This is a genomic window from Nocardia sp. NPDC003963 (genome assembly GCF_053605105.1).
The window spans coordinates 44,842-70,228 of sequence record NZ_JBSGIP010000009.1 but is presented as its reverse complement, the minus strand read 5'-3'; the positions used below and the strand labels follow the sequence as shown (position 1 = coordinate 70,228).

The 25,387-nt window shown below is 66.8% G+C and carries 22 protein-coding genes and 1 riboswitch; of the genes, 6 read left to right on the top strand and 16 right to left on the bottom strand.

Going from position 1 to position 25,387, the window contains the following annotated elements:
* Positions 1 to 215 precede the first annotated feature (215 nt).
* The gene (locus ACWEWT_RS18040; RefSeq protein ID WP_452560271.1) at positions 216 to 866 is read left to right on the top strand and encodes an amino acid-binding protein; all 651 of its coding nucleotides are present in this window, start codon (positions 216 to 218) and stop codon (positions 864 to 866) included.
* Positions 867 to 900: 34 nt separating this feature from the next.
* Here the strand turns inward: ACWEWT_RS18040 and ACWEWT_RS18035 are convergent, their stop codons facing one another.
* On the bottom strand, positions 901 to 1,233 hold the full coding sequence (locus ACWEWT_RS18035; protein ID WP_452560270.1) for a hypothetical protein: 333 nt from the start codon (positions 1,231 to 1,233) through the stop codon (positions 901 to 903).
* A gap of 392 nt (positions 1,234 to 1,625) precedes the next feature.
* Between ACWEWT_RS18035 and ACWEWT_RS18030 the strand changes: the two genes are divergently transcribed.
* On the top strand, positions 1,626 to 1,829 hold the full coding sequence (locus ACWEWT_RS18030) for a hypothetical protein (protein WP_452560268.1): 204 nt from the start codon (positions 1,626 to 1,628) through the stop codon (positions 1,827 to 1,829).
* Between the two features lie 64 nt (positions 1,830 to 1,893).
* Here ACWEWT_RS18030 and ACWEWT_RS18025 read toward each other — a convergent pair whose 3' ends face one another.
* From ACWEWT_RS18025 to ACWEWT_RS18005, 5 genes are all read right to left on the bottom strand, one after another.
* Positions 1,894 to 3,141 (bottom strand): AAA family ATPase, encoded by a 1,248-nt coding sequence (locus ACWEWT_RS18025; RefSeq protein WP_452560266.1) that lies wholly within the window; start codon positions 3,139 to 3,141, stop codon positions 1,894 to 1,896.
* 71 nt (positions 3,142 to 3,212) lie between these two features.
* Positions 3,213 to 5,348, bottom strand: coding sequence for an NAD-dependent DNA ligase LigA (gene ligA / locus ACWEWT_RS18020; protein WP_452560265.1), 2,136 nt, complete (start codon positions 5,346 to 5,348; stop codon positions 3,213 to 3,215).
* A 395-nt stretch (positions 5,349 to 5,743) separates the two neighbouring features.
* Complete coding sequence (locus ACWEWT_RS18015) at positions 5,744 to 6,778, bottom strand: methionine synthase (RefSeq protein WP_452560263.1); 1,035 nt, start codon at positions 6,776 to 6,778, stop codon at positions 5,744 to 5,746.
* A complete protein-coding gene (mnmA, locus tag ACWEWT_RS18010; protein WP_452560262.1) occupies positions 6,775 to 7,875 on the bottom strand; it encodes a tRNA 2-thiouridine(34) synthase MnmA in 1,101 nt (366 codons plus the stop codon). Before mnmA ends, ACWEWT_RS18015 begins: the two co-directional genes overlap by 4 nt.
* Positions 7,876 to 7,878: 3 nt before the next feature.
* The gene (locus ACWEWT_RS18005) at positions 7,879 to 9,105 is read right to left on the bottom strand and encodes a cysteine desulfurase family protein (protein ID WP_452560261.1); all 1,227 of its coding nucleotides are present in this window, start codon (positions 9,103 to 9,105) and stop codon (positions 7,879 to 7,881) included.
* Between ACWEWT_RS18005 and ACWEWT_RS18000 the strand changes: the two genes are divergently transcribed.
* On the top strand, positions 9,104 to 9,274 hold the full coding sequence (locus ACWEWT_RS18000; RefSeq protein WP_452560260.1) for a hypothetical protein: 171 nt from the start codon (positions 9,104 to 9,106) through the stop codon (positions 9,272 to 9,274). The two genes, ACWEWT_RS18005 and ACWEWT_RS18000, sit on opposite strands and share 2 nt — an antisense overlap.
* Positions 9,275 to 9,345: 71 nt before the next feature.
* Here the strand turns inward: ACWEWT_RS18000 and ACWEWT_RS17995 are convergent, their stop codons facing one another.
* The 4 genes from ACWEWT_RS17995 to ACWEWT_RS17980 all read right to left on the bottom strand — a co-directional run bounded on the left by ACWEWT_RS17995 (position 9,346) and on the right by ACWEWT_RS17980 (position 13,380).
* Positions 9,346 to 9,837 carry a hypothetical protein gene (locus tag ACWEWT_RS17995; protein ID WP_452560259.1) on the bottom strand — a complete coding sequence of 164 codons (492 nt, stop codon included), beginning with the start codon at positions 9,835 to 9,837 and terminating at the stop codon, positions 9,346 to 9,348.
* A gap of 803 nt (positions 9,838 to 10,640) precedes the next feature.
* Positions 10,641 to 10,967 (bottom strand): hypothetical protein, encoded by a 327-nt coding sequence (locus ACWEWT_RS17990; RefSeq protein ID WP_452560257.1) that lies wholly within the window; start codon positions 10,965 to 10,967, stop codon positions 10,641 to 10,643.
* 979 nt (positions 10,968 to 11,946) lie between these two features.
* Entirely contained in the window at positions 11,947 to 12,681 is a 735-nt protein-coding gene (locus ACWEWT_RS17985) for an SDR family NAD(P)-dependent oxidoreductase (RefSeq protein ID WP_452560256.1), read from the bottom strand.
* Positions 12,682 to 12,789: 108 nt separating this feature from the next.
* Complete coding sequence (locus ACWEWT_RS17980; RefSeq protein ID WP_452560254.1) at positions 12,790 to 13,380, bottom strand: TetR/AcrR family transcriptional regulator; 591 nt, start codon at positions 13,378 to 13,380, stop codon at positions 12,790 to 12,792.
* A gap of 293 nt (positions 13,381 to 13,673) precedes the next feature.
* On the opposite strand from ACWEWT_RS17980, the gene ACWEWT_RS17975 reads away from it, so the two are divergent.
* Positions 13,674 to 13,835 (top strand): hypothetical protein, encoded by a 162-nt coding sequence (locus tag ACWEWT_RS17975; protein ID WP_452560252.1) that lies wholly within the window; start codon positions 13,674 to 13,676, stop codon positions 13,833 to 13,835.
* A 1,260-nt stretch (positions 13,836 to 15,095) separates the two neighbouring features.
* Here the strand turns inward: ACWEWT_RS17975 and ACWEWT_RS17970 are convergent.
* From ACWEWT_RS17970 to ACWEWT_RS17950, 5 genes are all read right to left on the bottom strand, one after another.
* The gene (locus ACWEWT_RS17970; RefSeq protein ID WP_452560251.1) at positions 15,096 to 16,274 is read right to left on the bottom strand and encodes a bifunctional 2-methylcitrate synthase/citrate synthase; all 1,179 of its coding nucleotides are present in this window, start codon (positions 16,272 to 16,274) and stop codon (positions 15,096 to 15,098) included.
* Positions 16,274 to 17,188: a methylisocitrate lyase gene (gene prpB / locus ACWEWT_RS17965; protein ID WP_452560250.1), complete on the bottom strand. Its 915-nt coding sequence runs from the start codon at positions 17,186 to 17,188 to the stop codon at positions 16,274 to 16,276. Before prpB ends, ACWEWT_RS17970 begins: the two co-directional genes overlap by 1 nt.
* Positions 17,188 to 18,690 (bottom strand): 2-methylcitrate dehydratase PrpD, encoded by a 1,503-nt coding sequence (prpD, locus tag ACWEWT_RS17960; RefSeq protein WP_452560248.1) that lies wholly within the window; start codon positions 18,688 to 18,690, stop codon positions 17,188 to 17,190. The genes prpB and prpD overlap by 1 nt, the downstream gene beginning before the upstream one ends.
* Before the next feature lie 465 nt (positions 18,691 to 19,155).
* The gene (locus ACWEWT_RS17955; RefSeq protein ID WP_452560246.1) at positions 19,156 to 20,583 is read right to left on the bottom strand and encodes a short-chain fatty acyl-CoA regulator family protein; all 1,428 of its coding nucleotides are present in this window, start codon (positions 20,581 to 20,583) and stop codon (positions 19,156 to 19,158) included.
* Positions 20,584 to 21,025: 442 nt separating this feature from the next.
* Positions 21,026 to 21,227: riboswitch (cobalamin riboswitch) on the bottom strand.
* Positions 21,228 to 21,628: 401 nt separating this feature from the next.
* Complete coding sequence (locus ACWEWT_RS17950; protein ID WP_452560244.1) at positions 21,629 to 21,991, bottom strand: cytochrome P450; 363 nt, start codon at positions 21,989 to 21,991, stop codon at positions 21,629 to 21,631.
* Positions 21,992 to 22,282: 291 nt separating this feature from the next.
* On the opposite strand from ACWEWT_RS17950, the gene ACWEWT_RS17945 reads away from it, so the two are divergent.
* Positions 22,283 to 23,773, top strand: a complete 1,491-nt coding sequence (locus tag ACWEWT_RS17945; protein WP_452560242.1) for a class I adenylate-forming enzyme family protein — start codon at positions 22,283 to 22,285, stop codon at positions 23,771 to 23,773.
* On the opposite strand, the gene ACWEWT_RS17940 is transcribed toward ACWEWT_RS17945, so the two are convergent.
* On the bottom strand, positions 23,740 to 23,994 hold the full coding sequence (locus tag ACWEWT_RS17940) for an acyl carrier protein (protein ID WP_452560240.1): 255 nt from the start codon (positions 23,992 to 23,994) through the stop codon (positions 23,740 to 23,742). The two genes, ACWEWT_RS17945 and ACWEWT_RS17940, sit on opposite strands and share 34 nt — an antisense overlap.
* A 53-nt stretch (positions 23,995 to 24,047) precedes the next feature.
* On the opposite strand from ACWEWT_RS17940, the gene ACWEWT_RS17935 reads away from it, so the two are divergent.
* Entirely contained in the window at positions 24,048 to 25,355 is a 1,308-nt protein-coding gene (locus ACWEWT_RS17935; RefSeq protein WP_452560239.1) for a phthiocerol/phthiodiolone dimycocerosyl transferase family protein, read from the top strand.
* The last annotated feature ends 32 nt before the right edge of the window (positions 25,356 to 25,387 follow it).

Genomic DNA, 25,387 nt, shown 5'->3' with positions numbered 1-25,387 from the left:
GTCCGCGGGCGCGTCCACGGACCGCCGGCACGGCACCGTCGGATGTCGGCGAACCCCCGGCGAAATCCGAAAGTTATACATTTCACACCATTCGTCACCTGTACGGTCCCGCTCGGGCGCACAATTCGAGTCGATAACCCTCGATAATGGGTGTAAGGATGGGCAGACCGGGTATCCGTTGATAGCCTCGGCCGCTGAAGGAAAGGGAAACGCACGTGTCTTATCTGCTCCGCGTGCAACTTCCGGATCGTCCGGGAAGCCTCGGGTCACTAGCTGTAGCCCTCGGAACCGTCGGCGCCGATATCCTCTCGCTGGACGTGGTCGAGCGCGGCGCGGGTTTCGCGGTCGACGATCTGGTGGTCGAGATCGCCCCGAACGCCCTTCCCGACACACTCATCACCGCCGCGGAATCGCTCGGTGATGTGCGCGTCGATTCCATCCGGCCCTACTCGGGGGTGCTCGACACCCATCGGGAACTCGAACTCATCGACAATGTGGCCAATGCCCGCGACGATCGACTCCAGGTGCTGGTCGACGGGGTGCCGCGGGTGCTACGCGTCGGCTGGAGCACGGTGCTCGATATGGGCGCCCAGGGCGCCTACCGCGTGGTGGGCAGCCAGAGCGCACCGCAGACCCAGGCGGCGTCGGTGCCGTGGATGCCGCTGCAGAAACCGACCGCGCTGGACGGCAACGCCGAGTGGGTCCCCGAGATCTGGCGCGATATGGATACCAAACTGGCCGCGGCACCGCTGGGACCGTCCAGCAAGGCACTCCTGCTCGGCCGCCCGGGCGGACCGGATTTCCGCCCCTCGGAGATCGCCCGCCTGGGCTATCTCGCCGGAATCGTCGCCACCGTCCTGGGCTGACCCGACCCGGATCGGGACAGGGGGCGCGAGATCACTACCCGGTGCCCGGCTCGACGATCCGCCACCGGTCCGGTTTACCCGGCGGATAGGCGACGGTCAGCGTATCCCCGACCGACGGCCAGTAGGCGGCATCCCAGACCATCCGCCCGTAGACCACCTTCCCCGGCTCGGACGGCCCGGACAGATTCCCGGTGACGGTGACGAACTGCTCGCCCATCGCCTCGGGTCGCGGACTCACCCCCGTGAGGTAGAGCGAGCCGATCTCCGCGTCGGTGGGCATACGTCCACCCCGCCGCCCTCGTAACACCAGGACGAGCATTCCCGCCAGTGCGGCCACCATGATCACCAGCATCGCCAGTTCGAACACTCCACCATGCTAAAGCCCCGCGGCGCGACCGCGGCCGCCGACGCTCTCGGCACCGGCGGTTCCGCGCCCGGGTCGAGGACCTTGCCGTGCGCCGGACCTGCCACCGGGCGGGACACTTCGGCGTCGCATCGGGTCCGTCCGGCGATCCGCGCGCCCGGCGTTCCGTAGCCGGGAGCGTCGGCGGATGGACCGCTCGCCCCTGGACCCGCGCCGGTGACTTCTCCGCCACGAACGGCCGTGCGGCGGCCAAAATTCGGCCGGCACTGTCGGCGACCCGTACTTCTGCGAGACAGGCCACGCCGCGCATGAGTCGTGCGGGACGGGGTATTTCACTTCCACCGGACATGGAAGGAAGCGATGTCATGCCGGAATCTTCGATTCGAGCAGGTGCAATGGGTAGCCGTATAGCAAGCCTCGTAGTACTGGTCTGGTTCGTGGCGGGGATCGTCGCCGCGTGGCAACGAGGCTATTTCAATGATCCGCCGGAGGAGTGCTCCCACTTCGCGACACTGGCCGTGACCGTGGTGGCCGGTCCGCTCAATTACATCGGCCTCAATCCGAAGATGGGATGCACCCTTCCGGAACCCAGCAAGTAGACCGGAAACCCGGTCGCCGCACCGGCGGCGGCCGGGTCCGGCTCGTTCAGGACACCGGGCTCGTTCAGGACACCGTGAGCGTGCTGGTACCGGTCGCCGAGCGTCGCACGGTCCAGACGCTGCTGCGGGTCCGCGCGGATCGACCGTTACCGCGTTCCACCAGCGCCCGGTTCCCGGTGGTGAACACCAGTTGCGCACCGCGCGTATTGGTTTCCGGATTCTGGAACAGCTGCACGAGCCGGTCGGCCTCCTCGACCGTCAGCTGCGCACCGATATCGTCGACCACCAGCACTTTCCCCGTGTCGAGCGCGTCGAGCAGTACCGGGAGCAATCGCAGCAGGGCCAGCGTCGCCGAGGATTCCTCGGCCAGGGTGAAAACCGGCTCCACACCGGTGTGCACCAACCGCAGGCCGACCCCGCGCCGCACCACCATCCGGGTGTAGAGCGCGTCGCGGGCATTGCGCATATTGGTCAGTTCGCGGGCCAGCTGGATCGCGTTCAACCCGCTGTCCTGCTCCAATTGCGCGGCATACGCGGCCGATACCGCCGCCCGGTCGGTCTGCTCACCCAGTACGGCGATATCGGCGTCGAGATCGCGCAGATAGTCGGCGTAGCCGGGATCGTTCTGCGCGATGAGCAGATCGGTGATGCCGAGATCCGCGGACTGCAGCAGAGTCAGCAGGCGGGCGGCGTTCTCGGTGGACCGGGACAGATGCGAACCCAGTCGCAGTTCCGTGGATTCGATATCGGTGGCACCGGCCAGCACCTCGAGCATGGTCTCGAACCACCGGTAGGCCGGCACCAGCGCCTCCGCGTACATCTGGCCAGCCAGGCTCAACAGCAGCGCGTTCGGCCGGACCAGCGGGACCAGCGCGCTGATCCCGAATCGCGCCGGTTCGAACATCGGCCCGAGCCGGACGGCCTCCCCGACACGTTCGAAGACGATCCGCTTACGGGATCGCGGATGGCTGTAGAGCCATTCGGCCGTGACATCGGCCGCGTCCAACCGGAACCCGAAGGTGTACGGAATACCTTCGGCGACGAAAACAGCCTCGAATTCGGTGGGCTGCCCCGGCAGTGCGAGATGCGGGAACCGCACCGGACCGGCGTAGGGGTCCCAGCCGGTCACCGAGTTCAGTACCGCGTCCCGCATATGGCCCAGGGCGCCGACCAGATTCGATTTACCGGCGGCCGGGCCACCGTGTACCGCGGTCACCGGCACCGCGACCGGTGCGGCCGCGCCGCGGGTCAACCGCAATTCCTGTAGATCGGCCAGCGATTTGTGGTTGGACACCCGAAAACTGCGCAACATCCCTCCATCCTGCCGTGTCCGGTCCCGGTCCCGCAGGACCGGGACTCCGTTCGTTTCCGGCCGCGCCGCCGCTACTCCTCCGGTTCGGCGACCGCCGGGCGCACCGCGTCCGGCCCGGATTCGAGCAGGACCCGGAAACCCTCCTCGTCCAGGATCGGGACACCGAGTTCTTCGGCTTTGGCGGCCTTCGAACCGGGCGCCTCCCCGATCACGACGAACGCGGTCTTCTTCGATACCGACCCCGCCGCCTTCCCGCCGCGCAACAGGATCGCCTCCTTCGCGCCGTCACGCGAGAAGGCTTCCAGCGACCCGGTCACCACGATGGACAGACCTTCCAGCGTGCGCGGGATCGACTCGTCGCGTTCGTCCTCCATCCGCACCCCGGCCGCCCGCCATTTCTCGACGATGGTCCGATGCCAGTCGACGGCGAACCATTCCCTGACCGCGGTGGCGATGGTCGGCCCGACTCCCTCCGCGGCCGCCAGCTCCTCCAGAGACGCCTGTTCGATCCGTTCCAGACTGCCGAATTCGGCAGCCAGCGCCCGCGCGGCGGTAGGTCCGACATGCCGGATCGAAAGCGCGACCAGGACCCGCCACAGCGGCCGGTCCCGGGCGGCGGCGAGATTGCCGAGCAGCCGGTTGCCGTTCGCCGAGAGGCTCCCGTTCTTGTTGACGAACAGCGCGACGTTGCGCAGCCGGTCGGCATCGAGATCGAACAGATCACCCTCGTCGGTGATCGCCTCGGCGTTCAGCAACGCGATCGCCGCCTCGTACCCGAGTGCCTCGATATCGAAGGCACCGCGGCCGGCCACATGGAAAACCCGCTCCCGCAGCTGCGCGGGGCAGCGCCGCTGATTGGGGCAGCGGATATCGGCGTCGCCCGCTTTCTCGTAGGCGAGTTCGGTCCCGCATTCGGGACAGTGCGTCGGCATCACGAAGGCCCGCTCGGCCCCGGTGCGGGCGTCCACCACCGGACCCAGCACCTCCGGGATCACATCCCCGGCCTTACGAATGGTCACCGTATCCCCGATCAGCACGCCCTTGCGCACGACCTCGGCCGCGTTGTGCAGTGTCGCCATGGAGACCGTGGATCCGGCGATGACGACCGGCTCCATCACCGCGAAGGGGGTGACCCGCCCGGTCCGGCCGACGTTCACCGCGATATCGCGCAGTTCGGTGGTGGCTTCCTCGGGTGGGTACTTGTAGGCGATCGCCCAGCGCGGCGCACGCGAGGTGGCGCCCAGCCGGCGCTGGAGCGCCAGTTCGTCGACCTTCACCACCAGCCCGTCGATCTCGTGCTCGATATCGTGGCGGTGCTCGGCCCAATAGGAGATCCGTTCGAGTACCGCGTCCACACCCTGCACCAGTCTGGTGTGCGCGGAGACCGGCAGACCCCAGGCGGCCAGCGCGCGATAGGCCTCGTGCTGGGACTTCGGGGTGAAGCCCTCGGTGCGGCCGAGCCCGTGACAGATCATCCGCAACCGCCGCCGCGCGGTGACCGACGGGTCCTTCTGCCGCAGCGACCCCGCCGCGGTGTTACGTGGGTTGGCGTACGGCGCCTTCCCCTCGGCCACAATGGCCGCGTTCAGCGTTTCGAAATCCGTCAGCCGGAAGTACACCTCCCCGCGCACTTCCAGAAGTTCCGGGACCGGGAACTCGGTATCGGCATTCAACTCCGGCGGGATGTCCTCGATGGTTCGGGCATTGAGGGTGACGTCCTCACCGGTCCGCCCGTCGCCGCGGGTCGCGCCGCGCTCCAGCCGGCCGTCCCGGTACACGAGGTTCAACGCCACACCGTCGATCTTCACCTCGCACAGATAGTGCAGATCCGGCCCGGTCTCCTCCTCGACCCGGGCCACCCAGGCCCGCATATCGGCTTCGGAGAACGCGTTGTCCAGTGAGAGCATCCGTTCGAGATGATCCACCGCGGTGAAATCGGTGGCGAACCCACCACCCACCAGCTGGGTCGGCGAATCCGGGGTGCGCAGATCCGGGAACCGCTCCTCCAGCGCCAGCAACCGCTGGAACAGTGTGTCGAATTCGCCGTCGGAGATGATCGGCGCATCCCGCACGTAGTAGCGGAACTGATGCTCGCGCACCGTTTCGGCGAGCTCCTGCCAGCGCACCCGCTCCTCGCCGGCGGCCGGGGGCGGGGCGGCGGCTGTGGAGCGGTCTTCCCGTTCGGCGGGGCTCACGGTCTCACTCACATCTCGCAGGGTAGTCCAGCCGACCGGCACTTCAGTAGCACCGTAACCGCACGTCGCCGGACATATCGGCCGCACACGGGCCTGTTCCGGAACACCGGCGGGCGCCGTCGAATCGCACCCCGGCCGTCGGGCCGGGCGGGTGGGCGGCGGCGCCGGACGCGGCCGGCGGAACCGGTGTGGCTTCGGGACCGGAGCGCCGATCGACCCCGGAGCGGCCGGCGGAGGTACGGTCGGCGGCACCCGGTCGGCAACCGAAAGTCGACTTCCCCGCTGGAACGCCGACCACCGAATCCGAGACCCGCCTCGGGCTCGGCGACCCGGGCAGGCCGGGTCGCCCGCTGTCCCGGCACCGGCTGTTCGATGTCACCGGCTGCTGCCACCGGACCGGGTGGAGGTCACCCGGCGACGAGCGACTCCGGATCCTGCGCGAAGGCCTTCGCGGTATCGGCGGCCAGGCGCAGCGCATCGCGCGCCCAGCTCAGCGGAGCCCCGGCCAGACCGCACGCGGGGCTCACCGTCACCTGCCGAGCGAGTCGAGCTCGGGGGAAACCGAGCCGATCGACCAGGCGCGCGCCCGGTTCGGCGATCTCCCGCCAGGTCACCGGTCCGGCCGGCCGGGTGGTGGGGACGAGTCCGAGAATCAGGTGTTTGCCCCGGTCCAGCGCCTCGCCCAAGGCGTCCAGGCCCGCCGTACCGGATACCGCGGCGAGATCGAACCCCAGCGCGACCGCCGAGGTCCGGCCCAGGAAACCCAGGGGCGGCCGGCTCGCGCAACTGTGCACCACCGCGGGTACGCGCTGATGGCCGAGCACCGTATCGAGTATGGCCAGCGCCTCGGGCTCGGGTATCGCCGCGACGGTGTTCAGCACGCTCGGACCGCGCAGCGAACCGCTCAGCACAGCATCCAGCAACGGTTCGTCCAGTTGCAGCACGACCTCGGCCTCGAGTCGCGACCCGACCTCGGCGATATGGGTCGCCAAACCCTCGGCCAGCGATTCCGCCAGATCTCGTACCGCGCCCCGGTCGGTCAGTACCCGGTGCCCACCGGCCAGTTCCACCTGCGCGGCGAGCGTCAGCGGGCCGGCGGCCTGCACCTTCACCGGCCGGCCCGATCCACGCAATCCGGCGTTCTCCCAGGCCTCCTGTAACGCGTCCAGATCGGTGCGCAAGAGATCGCTCGCGCGCCGCGAGGCCGAACCCGGCCGCGCCGCCAGCCGGTAACCGCGCGGGGTGGTATCGAATCGCATATCCACCAGCAGCGCCGAGACCCGGCCGACCGTATCCGCACCCACCCCGCGCGCCGGTAGTTCCACCAGATGTGGCAGTTCGGTCAGCTCGCCCACGATGACCGCGGCGGCTTCCCGGGGATCGGTACCGGGCCACGACCCCACCCCGGTGGCCGCTCCGGCCGGGAAACCGGCCGGATTCATCGTGGCGCGCCCGCCGGAGCCGTACGCGCGGTCGCGGTGATGGTGCCGCTGCCGAGCACTTCGTCACCGGCGGTATCGGGGCGGTACAGGACCACGGCCTGCCCGCGCGCGACACCGCTGAGCGGTTCGTGCAGGCGTACCGCGAGCCCGTCGCCCACCGCCTCGGCGGTCGCGGGCGCGGTCCCGCCGTGTGCGCGAACCTGCACCACACAGTCGAACGGCTCCCCGGGGACCGCCCCGCCGGTCCAGATCGCCCTGTCGGCCTCGATCGACCACACCTGCAGATCATCGGCGGAACCGACCCGTACGGTGCCGGAATCGGGGTCGATATCGGTCACGTAGCGGGGTTTGCCGTCGGGTCCGGGACCGGGCAGGCCCAGCCCCTTGCGCTGTCCGATGGTGAACCCGTGCACGCCTTCGTGCCGGCCCAGTTCCGCACCCGCGGAGTCCACGATGGCGCCGGGCCGGATCCCGATCTTCGCGCCGAGGAAGGCGCGGGTGTCCCCGGAGGGGATGAAGCAGATATCGTGGCTGTCCGGTTTATCGGCCACGGCCAGCCCACGTTCGGCGGCTTCGGCCCGGATCTGCGGCTTCGGAGTATCGCCCACCGGGAAGACGGCGCGCGACAACTGTTCGGCGGTCAGCACCGCCAGGACGTAGGACTGATCCTTGTCGGCGTCCACCGCCCGGCGCAGCACCCCGTCGGCGAGCCGGGCGTAGTGCCCGGTGACGACCGCGTCGAAGCCGAGCGCGACGGCCCGGTCCGCCAGGGCCGAGAACTTGATCTTCTCGTTGCAGCGCAGGCAGGGGTTGGGTGTCTCACCCGCCGCATAGGACTCGACGAAATCGTCGATCACATCTTCTTTGAAACGGTCCGCGAAGTCCCAGACGTAGAAGGGGATCCCGAGTACATCGGCCGCCCGGCGCGCGTCCCCGGCGTCCTCCTTCGAGCAGCAACCGCGCGATCCGGTGCGCAATGCGCCGGGCGCGGTGGACAGCGCCAGGTGCACCCCGACCACCTCGTGCCCGGCGTCGACGGCCCGTGCCGCCGCCACCGCCGAATCGACTCCACCACTCATCGCGGCGAGCACTCGCATACGCTACGCACCTCCTCTCGCACCGGCCAGACCCGCGGCTCTGGCTCGTTCCACCACCTGCGGCAGTACCTCCAGTACTGCATTGATATCGGATCGCTGCGAAGTGTGTCCAAGGGAAAACCGCAGCGATCCCCGCGCTTCCCGGGCCTCGACTCCCATTGCGATCAGGACATGACTCGGCGAGGCCACTCCGGCGGTGCACGCCGACCCGGTCGAACATTCGATTCCCGCGGCGTCCAGCAACATCAGCAGCGAATCGCCCTCGCAGCCCGGGAAGGTGAAATGGGCGTTGCCCGGTAGCCGCCGGTCGTCGTACGGACCGTTGAGTACCGCGTCCGGAACAGCCTGCCGCACTCCGGCGATCAGCTCGTCGCGCAGGGCGGCCAGCTCCCCGGCCCGGACCGGCATCTCCACCACGGTCTGCCGCAGTGCGGCGGCCAGGCCCGCCACCGCCGCGACGTCGGAGGTACCCGAGCGCAGATCCCGTTCGTGCCCACCGCCGTGCAGCAGCGGTACACAACCCGCCTGCCGCCCGAGCAACAGGACGCCGACACCGTGCGGACCACCCAGTTTGTGGCCGGCGAAACTCGCCGCCGCCAGCCCGCTCGCGGCGAAATCGATGGGCAGCTGGGCCGCGGCCTGCACCGCGTCGCTGTGCATCGGCACACCCGCCGCCTGCGCGATCTCCGCCAGTTCCCGGATCGGCTGGACGGCACCGATCTCGTTGTTGGCCCACATCACGGTGACCAGGGCGACCTCGTCCGCGCATTCGGCGAGGGCGGCGCGCAGCGTCTGCGGTGCCACGATTCCGTCCGCGTCCACCGGCAGCCAGGTGACCCGGGCGCCCTCGTGCCGCTCCAGCCATTCCACGGCGTCGAGGACGGCGTGATGCTCGGTGGCACCGGCCAGGATCCGGTTACATCGCGGATCGGCGTCACGCCGGGCCCAGTAGAGACCCTTGACCGCGAGATTATCGCTCTCGGTTCCGCCCGAGGTGAGGATGACTTCGGAGGGACGGGCGCCCAGATCCGCGGCGATCGATTCGCGCGATTCCTCCAGTCGGCGCCGGGCCGCCCGGCCCGATCCGTGCAGCGAGGACGCGTTCCCGACCAGTGCGAAGGCAGCGTTCATCGCCTCGATCGCTACGGGCAGCATCGGTGTGGTCGCCGCGTGATCGAGGTAGACCGTCGTGGGCACACCGCTGACAGCACCCGGGAAAGCCGACTTCATGACCGACAAAGCCTATACCACCGTTGACCTGGGCATCTTTGGGGTATCCCCCCTGTTTCTACAAATTTTCTACAAACTACACACGATCCACAACAAAGCAGGCACCACCGACATTCCTGGATTTACATGCCCGGATGGCAGACATGGCACCGCCGGACTTGTGGCCTGAACACCAAGTCCGGGCCCTTCGGGACAGATCAGGAAGAGGCCATCGCGATGAACCCCGCTCACCGAGCTCGGTCAGGTCCCCAGTGACTCGATCGGGTGCTCGAAGTCAGCCGTGCTGACCTCGACGATGGCAAACGGCTCCACCTCGCCGGTAGCGCGCAGTTCGGGGGTTCGAGGGCCGGTCTGTGGTTCTGGCCAGCCGGTAGGAGTCGGGAGCTCACCCAACTCGAAGTGCTTTCGGTCCAGTACATGGACGTGGCCAGAGTATCTCATTTGCGATTCGGGTTCGTCGACGATCGCTGCGCGGTAGGTCATAGTGCCGTCGTCGTTGATCTCGTAACCACATCGCGCGCGGCCCTTGAAAAGCGCCAGGAACATCGGAACATCGAATTTGGTGTCGGCGCAAATGGCAGGTTCACCATCGGGATATCGGCGACCGCCACTGTCGATCCAGTTCATCTGGCGTGGTTCGAGTTTGAAGATGGCATCAGCGCTGCCGTGGAAGACGATCCGGTCGCCATAGATCGACGACAGATCCTCGAGGGCTCGGCGGCCTCGCAACATGATCGGTCCATTGCGATCCGGCTCAGGAACAGCGGGTGGGACATGAGACCGGCTCTCGCTTGCGTGATCGAATGAAGGCCCGATTCGGTGTTCGAGTTCACCGAAGATCTCTCCGACGGTCTTCAACCCACGCGCCGAACCTGTGGTGTGCGCCGTGAGTTTGCTGCATAGTTTCCGAAAAGCGCAGTCCAGTCGTCGGACAGCGAAAATCATTCCAGTGCTGGGGGATTGCATGAAGTGTCTCGTAGCGCCTTCCTCGGCTCAGCGGCCTCCCGTCGCCGGTGCGCCGATGTGGGCACCTCGATCTCCGGCGCCGCATCGTTGCCTTGCACCTCACTGCCCATAGGACGCAGGGCGATCAGCGATCGAGTTTCGGCTGCCACAGTCGAATACGCAATCGAGGCACCGGTCCCTGCCCCGCACCGATACTTCGAAACACCAGAACATAATTTCGAGACTCGAGTACGACGGTCCTCGCGATCGACCTCGCCACCAGGTGCCGGTGTTCGTGCCACGAAGGTTCGAGAGACCGATGGCCGGGCCCGCACTCGCGGAGCGCGATGGCGGCCCTGCAACCAGGCTCGGGCAGTCATAGTCCGAGAGTGCGCGGACGAGCGTCCGTGTCGACAGCTTTACCGGGGAGTCGATCTCGTCGATTGCGCATCGGCGGCTCACGCGGTGCCGCGGAGTTCATCCTTGCCGTGCGGCTCACCTCATTGAGGATTCGCCGTCCGATCGCTTCGCGTTCCGCGTGCAATGCACCCTCGCCCGAGACCGCGGATCGATCACTCTCGTTGCCGGCGTCATCGGCCGGACCGCCTGTTTTGCTGGCCACCGGCGGCGACAACCTCGTCCACACCGCGTGCGTCGGTCAGCGTCGGTGGGCCGTCGAAACCCTGTACCCGGCAGATCTCCGCGAGGCCGGGGTCGCTCCGACCCTCGAACCACTGCTCCAGTTTGCTACGAACGACCGCGCAGTCCAACCTGTCCAGCAGATTCCTCCCGCGCGAGTAGTTCGATCGGGACAGCTGCGGCAGGCCGCTGCGCTCACGCCGGGCGAACAAATTCGAAAAGGCGCCGCGTACACCGTGGGGGCGGTCCGCGGCGTCCAGATCCCGTGTGGCATTCATGGCCGCGTCGCTGATCAGGCGGGTTCTGCTTGCCGAAGCATGCGCGCCCATTCGCAGCGCGCTTCCGAGCCGGTTTCTGATCGACTGCATTACGTCGATCAACGAGCGAGACAGCACAGAGGTCCTCGGGCCGGTGCGGTCCGATCCGCGGGCCGCCTTCGCCGCATTATTGCCCAGCGGTAGCCCGTCTCCGTATCAGAGATCAGTTCAGAATGAGTTTGCGGAGGCGGATGACCGAGCAGGCCAGGCTCACACGACGAGTGGATCGAGGGCCGCCGCTACCTCGGCCTCGACGTCCTGGCCCGCTCCCGCCACCACAGCGACCCTACCGAGGAACAGGGGGACACCGAACCCGCAGCCCTGACCGCCTGACCACACCGGATCACGCGGCGATCACCCTGTTACACCACGCATTTGGACTTGACCGCGTTGTCTGTGACCTCCGCCGTCCGAGCGGCACGGCCGAGGCCGGCTGCCATCGGCGAAATCTGATGTCACCAGCGCGCGTGTCCGGCGGCACCGGACCTCCTGCGAACGCACTCCTCCGTGCGTGTATCGAGTTGCTTGTGTCCGTACCTGCGGTGCCGACCGACCCTGATTGCTGCCGGAGCTGTCATACGGGCGATCCGCGGACGGTCCGATGAAGCGGGGCGAGCGCAGAGTTACGTGACAGCCTATGTCGCCTGCCACCACTACGTTCCGATCCAGCGTTGTCTGCTTATGTTGTCCGGCAGGGTAATTCGACGACAGCGAAGGCCCGCGAACGCGCGTGGTCGTGTTGCGTTGCCTGCACAGTGTTTTGGGAGGAGCACTTGACCGGCACCACCCGGGCCCGGCAGGGATGAATCCGCACCGCGAGAAGATCACCTCGGCTCGAACCCGGGAGGATAGGCCACTACAGCTCTTGGTTGGCAAACAGTGCCATGCGCTCGGACTTTCCACAGCTTCTGCCGGGCGGACGGGCTTGCGCCTACGCGGCTCAGATCTGGGCGGAGCCGCCGTCCACGGCGAGCTCGGAGCCGTTGACATAGCTGGACGCGTCCGAGGCGAGGAAGACAGCCGCCGCGGCGATCTCTTCGGGTTCGGCCAACCGGCCGAGCGGAACCGACGCCCCAGCGGTGGCGACCGTCTCCGCCGAGATCAGGTCGACCAAACCCTGCGTGCGGGTACCGCCCGGGGAAAGCATGTTGATCCGGTACCGGCGTTCCCCGGCTTCGTGGGCGAACCCGCGAACCAGGTTGCGGAGCGCGGCCTTGGTCGCCCCGTACACAGGCAGGTACGGCTCGGGCCGTGAGGCCGCCGTCGATCCGGTGAGGATGATCGACGCCCCCGGCGAGAGCAGCGGCAGCGCCTTCTGCACGGTGAACAGCGAGCCCTTGACGTTGGTGGTGAACATGGCGTCGAACTGCTCCTCGGTGATCTCGCCCAACGGCGCCACGATCCCGATCCCAGCGTTGGCGACCAGGACGTCGATCCGACCCGCCTGCTCGGCGACCGTCGCGTAGAGCGCGTCGAGGTCCTCGAGCCTGCCCACGTCGCAGCGGACCCCGGTCACCCCGGGACCGAGATCGGCCTCGACCTCGTCGAGCTGCGCCTGGCGTCGGCCGGCGACGAACACCCGGGCACCCTCGTCGAGGTACGCCCGCGCGATCGCCCGTCCGATACCCGCGTTTCCCCCGGTCACGACCGCGACCTTGTCCTCCAGAATCTTCATGGCAGCTTCCCACTTCCTATTATTGACCGATCCGTCCATAACACTCGATATGGACGGATCAGTCAAGAACTTGGTCGGTGCTCGATCTCACGCCACCACGGGGAACGCTCAAGCGTTCGGCAACAGACCGTCGAGCAGGGCCTCGGCCATGATCAACAACGCAGCCGGATCTTGACCCACCCTGCCGAGAACAATGAGTCCGAGCTGACCCGCCAGCACCGCATGGGCGGCGCTGTCCGGGTCGACATGGGGCGCGATATCGCCCTCGCGCTGCGCTCGCCGTATCGCGTTGACCAGCACAGACGTGGTCGCGGCGTAGCTGCGCCGAGCCTCGGCCGCCACCTCGGAGGTACTCACGGAGAGCTCCATCGCGGTATTGGCGAGCAGGCAACCCCGACGGGCCTGTTCGCCGCCGGGATCACGGACGGGTCCGGTCACGAAACCGCGAATCACATCGATAGCCCGGTCGGCCTGCTCCAGCCACGTACGCAGCATCCGATCGTTGGCCTCGTCGTACTCGCGCAGCACCCGCAGGAACAAGCTCTGCTTATCCCCGAACGCCCCGTACAGACTCCCTTTGCCCAGGCCGCTGGCCGCCAGGAGATCTTCGAGTGACGTGCCCGCGTACCCGTTGTCCCAGAACACCGCCTGCACGGCCGCCAAGACGCGCTCTTCATCGAACTGGCGTGGACGCGGCATGCATCCAGGCTACCTATAGTGGACCGTCCGGTCCATCATTGCGCCAACAGGCGACACCCGCTGACACGGGGTGAGCTGGTGATCGGTGGCCCTTGCCGCGCAGGTTCCGCATCCACAGGACCGCCCCCTGCGACGAGGTGAAGACCTCCACGTCAGCACTTCGGCCGGCCACTCGCTCGATCATCGGCTCGACCGGGAACACCGGGAATGCGACACTTCGTCGCTGGTGATCCTTCGGGGCCTTGATCACCAGCTGCCCATCCACCTCGCTAATCGCCATCGCATTACCCGGTATGCAAGGCGCCGAGCAGGCCGGTGTCCGTGCGTTTCTGGAAACCTCGGCCGAGCGCAACCTACGGTTCTACCGGCGGCTCGGCTTCGAAGTGACCGACGAGGTGGCCATTCCGGACAGTGGCCCGACAACGTGGTGCATGCTGCGATACACGGGCACCTGACCTTGCTCCGCGTGCACGTGTGTGGCCATGAAGCCCCAACTTCGGGAGGCAGCCGGGTTCAAGAATCAGTCGGCGGAATATGGAAGCGCTCGTGATTGTGGAAGCGGCTGTGGTCATGAATGCAGGTGAGATCACTGACGCGCGCCCCGTCGCGCACACGCGTGTTCTCATCGATGCAAAAGCCGTCATCCCCAGACGGCAACGACTCGGCAGTCGCCGTCACCGCGCTCGGCGCCCCGATCGCCGCGGCAATCAGCGCTACAACCAGGGTACGGCGCACCAGCGCGGCAGTCGTTGGGCATTGTTCGCCCCATCGGGTTCCTTCCGTCGCGGGACCTCACAAGATTCTATCAGCGCACACAGCATGAAAATTCACCGATTCCAGTGGCGCCTCGAAGATCATCGACCGCGATCCCTTCCTGACCGGTCGGATCCCGGCCCAGTACACCGAGTTGGGCTCGCACCTGTACGTACAGCGACGAATCTCGTTTCAGCGAAGCAGGCCAGGGCGTCCACGGAGGTTATGCACCGGGACCGGTTGAGGCACCCGTCAACCGGATCAGGATGATCGAACGCCGGATGTTCGGCCGTGCAGAAGCGGATCCACCCCGGAGGCGAATCCTGTTGAAAACACAGCACTCCCGCCGCCAGTATCACGCAATTTGTGCCTCATCCAACATTCGACCGACGGTGACACGAGGCTATGCCACATCGAACTCGAGCAGTCACCGACGATGGCCACGCGCTGAACACCGCCTCGCACCGGAGGTTCATCGCCGAATTCGCGGGCCGGCCGGGGCACCGAATCGAACCAGAGCAGATCCCCGGGTAATCCGCGTTCCCATCTTCGATGTGCCCCACCCTGGTCCCGGATGGCGGACTCGCGCCCGACGGCACTCGCATCTTGACCGTCGACTCGACGCGCGGCGATCTCGTCGCGCGGTCCCCGCGCCGAGGAGGTCCGGCCGGTGAGCACACCCACGTCCAGGTCCGCGGCCGGCGCGAACCCCGGTTCGGAGGAGGTGCCGATCCACAGCCGGTCACGGAGGCGGGGGCGTTCGGCACGAGATCGCCACCCGCCGAGAGCAGTTCGCGTAGTCGATGCAGGGTGTCGGCGAATTGTTCGCGGCGATCGGCCACCAGGATCTCGGAGAACATATCGGTCGACCTCGTCGGATTCGGGCGCGGTGGGTGAACGCGCCGGGAACGGAGTAGACGGCTCGCACAACTCGTGCGAGCCGTCGACGGGGTGGCGAGATATCAGGCCACGACCGGGCGCTGCGGCACGCCCACGTATTCGCTCAGCGGCCGGATCAGCGCGTTGGATTCACCCTGTTCGATGATGTGGGCGGTCCAGCCGGTGATGCGGCTCAGCACGAAGATCGGGGTGAAGACCTCGATATCGAAGCCGAGCAGGTGATAGGCGGGCCCGGTCGGGAAATCGAGGTTCGGTTTGATCCCGGTGGCGTCGTCCATCGTCTTCTCGAGGACCTCGTACATCCGCACCCACTTCTGCCCACCGGTGACAGCCGCGATATCCAGGAACGCCTGCTTCATGGTGGGCACCCGGGAGTCACCGTTCTTGTAGACCCGGTGACCGAAACCCATCACCTTCTCTTTCTTCGCCAGCTTCTCCCGTAACCACTCCTCGGCCAGGGCGGGATCGTTGATCTCGAGCATGTGATGCATGACGGCCTCGTTGGCGCCGCCGTGCAACGAACCCTTGAGCGCACCGATCGCCGCGGTGACCGCGCTGTAGATATCCGACAGTGTCGAAGTCACCACCCGCGCCGCGAAGGTCGAGGCGTTGAAGCTGTGCTCGGCGTACAGGATCAGCGAGACTTCGAACGCCTTCACCAGCTCCGGGGCGGGGACCTTGCCGAAGCACATGTTCAGGAAGTTCTCGGCGTATCCCATATGGGAATGCGGGGCGATGGGGTCCAGGCCGTGCCGGCGCCGGTGATCGGCCGCGACGATCGTCGGCAGCACGGCGAACATCCGCAACGATTTCGCGCGATTGGCCGGCGCGGAGTTGTCGTCCTCGAGCGGATCCTCGGCCCCCAGATAACTGATCGCCGTCCGCACCACATCCATCGGATGGCAACTGTCGGGCAGCTTCGCCACCAGCGACAGCAGCGACCGGTCGGCCCGCCGGGAGGCACGCTCCTGCTGCTGGAAACGCTCCAGCTCGGCATCGGTCGGCAACTCCCCGTTCCAGAGGAGATAGGCGACCTGTTCGAAGGTGCAGTGGGCGGCCAGATCCTGCACGGCATAACCGCGATAGGTCAGCGAGTTCGTATCCGGCACCACTTTCGAGACGGCGGTGGTGTCGACGACGATGCCCGCCAGCCCCTTGTAGATGGTCGGTATCGCGGTCTCCGGCCCACCCGTCGCCCGACCACCACCCCTCACCGAATCGCTGAGCGATGCTGAGCTCATCACTGGTTCCTTCCCAGAGTGAAATCGAATATGTCGGAATCGAATTCGTTGTAGCGCTCGTACTGCAGCAGTTCGTAGAGGCGGCTGCGATGCTGCATACGGTCCAGCAGGCCCGACTGGGTGCCCTGGGCGTAGATCTCCCGCAGCCCGGCCTCGGCGGCGAACATCGCCAGCCGCAGGGTCGAGACGGGGTAGATGACCGCGTTGTAGCCGATCGATTCCAGCGTGGTGGCCGGAATCAGCTCGGATTTACCGAATTCGGTCATGTTGGCCAGCAGCGGGATCGATACAGCGGCCCGGAACTTCTCGAACTCCGCCGGCGTGTGCAGCGCCTCGGTGAAGATGAGATCGGCGCCGGCGTCGGCGTAGGCCTTCGCGCGGTCGATCGCCGCGGCGATGCCTTCGATTCCCGCGGCGTCGGTGCGGGCGCAGATCACGAAGCCGGGATCCCGGCGCGCGGCGACCGCGGCCCGCAGTCGGCGCATCATCTCGCTGGTCGGGACCACGGCTTTTCCGTCGAGATGCCCGCACCGCTTGGGGTTCACCTGGTCCTCGAGGTGGCAGCCGGCGATACCGGCGTCCTCGAGCACGGTGATCGTGCGGGCGGCGCTCATCGGTTCACCGAACCCGGTGTCGGCATCGATGAGCACGGGCAGGTCGGTGACCCGGGCGATCTGGTGACCGCGCCCGGAGACCTCGGTGAGGGTGGTCAGGCCGATATCGGGCAGTCCCAGATCGGCGGAGAGCACCGCACCGGAGACATAGACACCTTCGAACCCGATTTCTTGGATCAGTTTCGCGACAAGAGGATTGAAGGCACCGGGGAACCGCTGGATCCCGCCCGATTCGAGGCCGGCGCGGAAGGCGATGCGCTTCTCGGCGGCCGACGTGGACGCCGCCAGGAGGCCGGTCATCAGAACAGTCCCTTCGGGGAACGGGGCGCGCGGGCGAGCACATCCGGCGAGACGGTGAAGGTGAGCTCCGACAACTCACCCACGGACAGCTCACCCGCGCGCTCGACCACTTCGAGGAAGCGGTCCTGCTCGGCCGGATCGACAACGCCCTCGGCGAGGGTGCGGAATTTGGCGATGTACTGGTCACGGGCGAAGGGCCGCGCGCCGAGTGGGTGGGCGTCGGCGATCGCGAGTTCGTCGACGATCACCTCCCCGCTCTTCAGGGTGACCTCCGCGCGGGCGCCGAAGGCCTTCTCGTCCGGGTCGGTGGAGTGGTAGCGGCGAGTCCATTCCGGGTCTTCGGCGGTGGAGATCTTGCGCCACAGCTCCACGGTGTCGGGGCGCTGCGCGCGCTCGGGAGCGTAGGAGCGCTCGTGATGCCAGGTGCCGTCCTGCAGCGCGACCGCGAAGATGTAGGGGACCGAGTGGTCGAGGGTTTCCCGGGAGGCTCGCGGGTCGAATTTCTGCGGATCGTTGGAGCCGGTGCCGATCACCACATGGGTGTGGTGGCTGGTGTGCAGGACGATCGACGCGATCTGGTCGAGATCACCGATACGGTCGCGCAGACGGCGGGCCAGATCGATCGGGGCCTGGCTCTGGTATTCGGCGGAATGTTCCTTGGTGTAGGTGTCCAGGATCGCCCGCTTGGCTTCACCGGGTCCGGGCAGCGGCACCGAGTACTCGGCCTTCGGCCCGCCGAGCAGCCAGGCGATCACACCGTCCTCGCCCTCCCAGATCGGCGACGGCGCGCCCTCACGGCGCATCGCCCGGTCGACGGCCTCCACCGCCATCTTCCCGGCGAACGCGGGCGCGTAGGCCTTCCAGCTCGAGATCTCGCCCTTGCGTGACTGGCGGGTCGCGGTGGTCGTGTGCAGCGCTTGGCCGATGGCCTGATAGACGGTCTCGGTATCGAGCCCGAGCAGCGTTCCGATACCGGCGGCAGCCGACGGACCCAGATGGGCGACATGGTCGATCTTGTGTTCGTGCAGGCAGATCGCGCGAACCAGATCTACCTGGATCTCGTACCCGGTGGCCAGGCCACGAACCAGTTCGCGACCGGACCGGCCGGCATGCTGGGCCACCGCCAGAATCGCGGGAATGTTGTCGCCGGGGTGGGAGTACTCGGCGGCCAGGAAAGTGTCGTGGAAATCGAGTTCACGCACCGCGACCCCGTTGGCCCAGGCCGCCCATTCCGGGGAGAACCGGCCACCGACACCGAAAACGGTCGAGCCGGGGCCATACGGGTGGGCCAGAGCCTGGGCGCGCGCATTGGCGACCGGGCGCCGGATCAACGACGCCGCGGCGACCGCCGCGTTGTCGATGATCCGGTTGACGATCATCTCCTCGGTCTCCGGGGCGACCTCCACCGGATCTGTCGCGACCTCCGCGATCCGCCATGCCAGATGCTGCTCGCGGGGGAAATGCTCCGCGGAACGATGGGTACGGACGAGATGATTCTTCACAGTCCTCGGCCTCCAGGGATCGATGCGATTCGCTTCGATTCGCACGCTACTGACGCGACAGAGCTGCCGGAATCCGTCGCAAATGCGTATTTTGTGGAGACTGAACTGCAAAGTTGTGGAGTTTGTGGAGGACACGGCGGACCGGCGCAAGCCGACGTGGGTCGGCAGCCATGGCTCGGTTACTCCGCCTGCGCCGCGCCGCTCGAACCGTTCCGCCGAGCACGGCCCGGGCGATCGGAGCCACCCGGAAGTCCTTCATCCACGCCGTTCTCGGATCACCCAACCCCGCCGACCGGCTCGCGGGGTCGCTCGCCGGCGCGGCACTCGCCTCCGCAGGAGGCGCGGCGATCCGGACCCACGATGTGCCGCTCATCCAGCACACCGTGCGCATGGCCGGGCCCGCCCCGGTGACCGCGCGCCGGTGCCTACGCCGCAGCCCGACCCGACCGCCTTTGGCGGGCACCTTCAGCCATCGACCACCGCGGGCGCGTACGGGGTTGTCGCCGGGCGGTTCTCGTCAGCGGCGAGCGGTCGCCCGATCTGCGGGAAAGCCCGTTGCGGACACGCCACACGCTCACATACCCGGCAACCGGCTCCGATCGGAACAGCGGCAGCCGCATCGTCGAGCGGGAGCCCGTGGGAATACACGAGTTTGTCGGCGTAGGCCAGATCACAACCGAGTCCGACGGCGAAATCTCGCGACGGCGCCAAATAGCCCGGGCTGCTCTCGCCTGTAGTCCGCGCCAACCACAGATAGGTCCGTCCATCCGGCATCTCCGCGATCTGCGTGCGGATCCGGCCCGGCGTCGCGAACGCATCGTGTACCACCCACAGCGGGCAACTTCCCCCGGCACGGGAGAAGTGAAACGCGGTGGCGGACTGGCGCTTGGAGATATTGCCCGCTCGATCGGTACGGACGAAGAAGAACGGCACACCACGCTGCCCACGCCGCTGCAACGTCGACAACCGATGACACACCGTTTCGAAACCGACCTCGAACTGCGCCGCGAGCAGATCGATATCGTAACGTAACGCCTCGGCCGCACTCAGGAACAACCCGTAGGGCAAGATCAACGCGCCTGCGAAGTAATTGGCCAGCCCGATCCGCAGCAGCCGACGCGATTCCGTCGGCAACGCAGCACTCTCGGCGAACAGATCCTCGATCACCCCCGACTGGGTGAGAAACGCCAGCTGCGTAGCCAACTGGAACGCGCGCTGCCCGGCGGTCAGGCGCCGCGCGAGTACGAGCGTACGTTTCTCCGGATCATAGAGACGCTTGGGACCGGGCCGGGCCGGGTCTTCCGAGCGGATCGAAACCTTCACATCGTGTTCTTCGTGCAGCAGGTGGGCCAGTTGCAGATCGAGCCCACCGAGCGTGAATCCGCCCCGTACGAACAGGCTCTCGGCGGCAGTATCCAAGGCCGGGATGTGATTACGGCGGTCGTAGAAGAAGTCACGAACATCTTCGTAGGGCATCGCTGTCCGCGGATCGACCACCGGCGATTCGAGCCCGGCGGTGAGCTGTTCGAGCTGGCCGTTGGCACTGCGCAACCGGCGGTGCTGACTGATCAGCAGCCGCGCCGCGGCCGGCACCCGCGAAAGAAGATCGTCGAGTTCGCTGCCGCTGACCGAGCCGGATTCCGGATCCTCGGCGAATGCCTCCTGCAGATCTGCCAGCAACCGCGCATCGGTCTCCGGCGCGAAGAAACCCACCTCCAAATCGAAGGTCGATGTCAACCGCATCAGCACCGGCACCGTCAGCGGCCGCTGATCGTTCTCCAGCTGATTGACATAACTCAGCGACAATCCGAGCATCTTGGCCAGCCGGGACTGAGACAATCCCTCCTGCTCACGCAACACCCGCAACCGAGCGCCCGCATACATCTTCTCCACCGGCCGACCTCCTTCCCGCAACGTTCGAGCCGACAATCGGCCACCCGAACCGAACGTGCTGTGCTTGCGCCCGACGCGAGGGGCCGCGGGTACTACTCCGACCGGAACCCCCGGCCCAGCAGCGCACAATGCCGGTCACCGGAGACCAACCGGCCGAGTGGTCGGACCGTACCGATCGCCTGCACCGGGGTGCCGGTTCGGGAAGGCTCCACTGAGCACCTGAGTGCACGGGGCAGGCAGACCTGCGGCGACCGCGACTCGACGGCCCTGAGAACCCCGAAAGTGATGACACGATACATACCCTGTCGTCGGCAGTGAACGGCCGTCACCCGTTCACGCGCACACGACGACTGCGCATCGGGAACTCTCCCGAATGCGTGGATATCGGCGTAGCACCCACTCCGCGAGGCGACGGCCGCCGGGCACGGCGCACCCGGCACAACCGGCAGGTCTTCGGACTCACGGGCATCGGCCTCGATCGGCCGACTCGGGATATACCCCGAGCTGTACTACGCCGTCGCTTCCCAGGACAGAACCCAGTGCTCTATGACGGCGGTCGTTCCCGCTCACCGCTGCGGGACAGTCCCGGATTCCCACCGGGTTCCCTCTCACCCGGCCACTCGACGTCGCGAAACGTCAACCGGCGGGCTTCGACGCCGCACACCGTCGCAACAGCGCACGACGAACCAGCTGCGCCCGCCAGAATATGCCCGCCTCCAGAAACATCGATCGGCGGGCGGGTAGTACATGAGATCGGTGTCCCGGATCGACGAGCACTGTCGAGAGCCGTACGTCGACAGGGTACTGCGACATTTCGCCGAGCTCCGCGTCGCCGACGGAACGCTCGGCTTCCCGGGCCATCGCGGCCTTGTCGCGACTTCCAGGAGCGAGCGCGGCAAAGCGCGTGCGGCATCCGGTGTAGGTGCCGGCGGCTCCTCCGGCACAATGACTTCGAGTTCCCATCGAGCTCGCGCTCTGTGCGGTGCGCGCATAGGCCGCCGGAGTGGTCTCGACTGGGCGAACATGCTCCATGGAACCCGGAGCATCAGCATCCGACCAACCGGCTGTCCGCAGGGATACAACACACGCGAATCGGCGAGCCCCGCCTGTATCCGGGCACTGTTCGACCCAGCGGTCTCCAGCCGACAAAGAGTCTGGCGGGCATGGAACGGTAGCTGTTCGGGTTCACCAGGCCGCGCGGGATCGGCGGCCCGTCCGGACGCAGATCAGGGTACCGCTCGAACAGGGCGCGCAATGCGACGGTGCCTCTCGATCGGGCCAGATCAGCGCCCGGACAGCCGTGCAGCCCGCTGCTGAACGAGAGGTGCTCCGCGGCGTTGCCCCTGGTCACATCGAATCGTTCGGGATCGGGGAAGACGGTGGGGTCCTTGTCGGCGCCCGCCAGCAACAGCGGGACCAGGGAACCCGGTTCGACATGTTGATCGGCGACGTCGATGTCACAACGTCACGCCGGCCGAATCGATGGGCAATGCCTCGGGAGCGGCATTGCGCCGGCTGCTAAAATCGCAGGTGGGTGGTGTGAGCATTTGCCCCACCCTTTCGACACCGACAGAAGCTCTGACGTTCGACAACGGCGTTCGCTGCCTCGCTTATCGGCATGATCGCCGACGCCTTGGAGATGCCGCAGCCCGGATATACCTCTCGGTCAGCGGGGGCGGCCCGACCGTGCGGAGTCGGAATGATCTACGACAACCTGCTTTCGCTGACAGCCGCGGCACCGATCACCAGTGGATTGCGCCACGGCGAAGTATTCAGGCCCTACGCTGCTCTGGTCGAGCGGATCGGCCGAATCGCGGCCGGCTTGATCGAACGTGGCGTCGAGCACGGCCATCCGGTTGCCCTGCTGGTTCCGAACTCGCCCGATCTTTTCGTCACTGCCCACGCACTGTTCGCCGCCGGCGCGATCGCTATGCCCTTGGACGTAACAGCCACGCGATCCGAGCTTGCCGCGCTCGCGCAGAAGACCGGACCCGAGGCCGTCGTGTCGACCCCCGGCCTTGCCGCTGCTGCCGAGACGCTGATCGCAGATGTGGCCCCCGGCATTCCCCTGTTCCTGACAGATACCCTGCCGCAAGGAAGTGCGACCGCCCCGCTGCCCGAGCTGCCGGGTGACACGACGGCGCTCTACCTCTTCTCCTCCGGCTCGACCGGGTTACCCAAGGTGGTGCCGCACACCCATGCCGAGCTCATCGCCGATGGTGAACGAGCCAGTACCGCCTGGGACCTCCAGCCAGACGATATCGTTCTCAACATTCTGCCCGGCAACTTCTCGTTGGGCTTCATACTGGGCGCTACGGAGGCCGTGGCCCGGGGTGCCACGACGCTCTACTGGAGCGATCCGCTGCCGCTGGCGCTCTCGCGCAAGAAGCTACTCGACACCATGGTCCGCGAGCGCGTCACCGTCATGGGTGCCGTTCCGGAAATGTACAGAATCATCGCCGGTCAGACCGGCAGTTACGATCTCGGTCTGCGCCTGGCCTTCTCGGGTGGCGCGCCATTGACGCGGTCGCTCTTCGAAGCGGCGTGCGGGCGCCTGGGTGTGGTACTCCGGCAGGCTTACGGCTCTGTCGAGGCGAGCATGTTCTCGCACAACGACTCCGCCGATCCCGATTCGAGCTGGGCCTCGGTGGGCAAACCGGCGGGCGACGCCAGGGTCCGCATCACGCCGTTCGATACCGAATTCGGCTCGTCCGTCGGGGAGATGGAAATCCGATCGTCCTCGCTCATGCGGGGCTATCTCGGCGATGCCGTGGCCAACGCCGCGGCGTTCGACGAGGGCTGGTTCCGGACCGGCGATCTCGCGTCACTCGATGAAGAAGGCCGCATCTTCCTCCGTGGCCGCAGCAAGCTGCTGATCGAGGTATCCGGCTACAAGATCGACCCCATCGAGGTGGAGGAGACGCTCATGACCTTGCCTGCCGTCGCCGAAGCCGCAGTGGCGGGTCTCCCGGACCCGCGGATGGGTAATCGGCTGATCGCGTTCGTCGTCAAAGAGGCGGAGGTATCGGCCGCCGAGTTGATGCACCAGGCCCGCGAAAGGCTGTCCGTGCAGAAGGTCCCCGCCGAGATCGCGTTCATCGATGCACTGCCGCGCGCCCCGACCGGCAAGCTCCTGCGCGCCCGGCTGTGCGAACTTCAGGCGGGTTCAGCCGCTCGTTGCGAAACGTAGGCTGCTACAGATGCCGGCGATTCGAACAGCTCCGCCTCTACTTCCGTATCCGGAATGCTGATCTCGAATCGCTCCTCGACGAAGTGCATCAGTTTCACCAGATCGATCGAGTCCAGCATGCCGGCCTCGAGCAAATGGGTTTCGCGACCGACCGGCGCTCCACCGGTTTCGGCCACCAGCCCGGAGATGTAGTCGATTATCGGTTGTTCGAAATCGTTCATCACTCGAGTCCCTTGTCCAATGTGGTTACCAGCCGATTTCATCGCGTTCTGAAATGGTGCTCGAAACGTGGGAGGACAGTGTGGATGTTACGCGCGCGCTGGGCGAACAGGAACAACTGCTCAGTTATATGCACGCCCATCGTGGGCTGATCGCCATACAGGTGCTGCACGTGCGCGGGCACCTCGATCCGGCGCTGGTGAAGCAGGCGCTCGCCTGGCTGCAGACGCAGCACCCCATTCTGTGCGCGCATATCCGCTACGGCAAGGTTATTTGGCGACGCCTGCCGCCCCTGGCCATGCGCCGGCCCTCGTTCCACACCGAGGGCACGACGGAGATCCCGTTGAAGGTGCTCTACGGTGCCGAACCGGACACCTGGCGCAAGGTTCTTGCCTCCGAGCTCCGTACACCGATCCCGAAGGGTAGTCATCCGCGCCTGCGGACAACGCTGGTGCGGCAGTCACCCGACGCCGACCTCAACCACATCGTCATCTGCGTCGATCACGCGATTCTCGATGCCCGATCCGCCAACATGCTCGCTCGCCAGCTCCTCGAATTCCTCGCCGATCCGGCCACGGCGCAACTCGAACCCCCGGTCCACACCACCCTGCCCCCACCGCTCGAGGAGGTCCTGCCCAGCAAATCCGGCAGCGGCAAGGAACCCACCTATACGCCCGCCATCCGGCTACCCAAGCAGAAGGTGCCCGATCCGAAGAAAGAAACCCGGGTGCTGGCGCGTTACCTCGGGCCCGACGCAACGGCCACGCTCATGGATGCCGTCGAAGCCAACCGGACCACGCTGCACGGAGCGGTAACGGCAGCCTTCCTGCTCGCCATTCGCGAGCGGTACCGGCTCGACGCCATGACCGTGTTGACCACCATCGATCTCCGCCGCCTGAGTAATCCCGCGCCACCGCGGGAGACCTGCGGTTGCTATGTCGACATCCTGCGTATCGAGCACCCGATAACCGACGACTTCTGGGCAACCGCCCGTGACGCCTCGTTCAAGCTGATCACCGCGCTGGCCAAGGACCAGGCGTCCGCCTCGATCATGAAGCTTCCCGACTGGGAGCTGTACCGGCACGAAGCCCGGCCATCGATGCGGCACAACGGGCGCATCGACGGACTCGCCGTTACCACGGCAGGCGAGTCCGGCCTCCAGACCACCTACGGCGCCTACACGCTCGAGGATGTCACCCGGGCCGTGTCACTCGACGTGTTCGGCCCGTCACTGTTCGTGATCGCCAACGAGCAGCTCGGTGGTCTCGATCTCAGCGTCGGGTACACGGCCTTTGCGATGAGCGATGAGGAGATTCGCTGGCTCACCGACAACGCGGTGGCGCAGCTCGAAAGTACGAAATAAGAACACCGCACCCATCCGGTTGCGGGCAGACC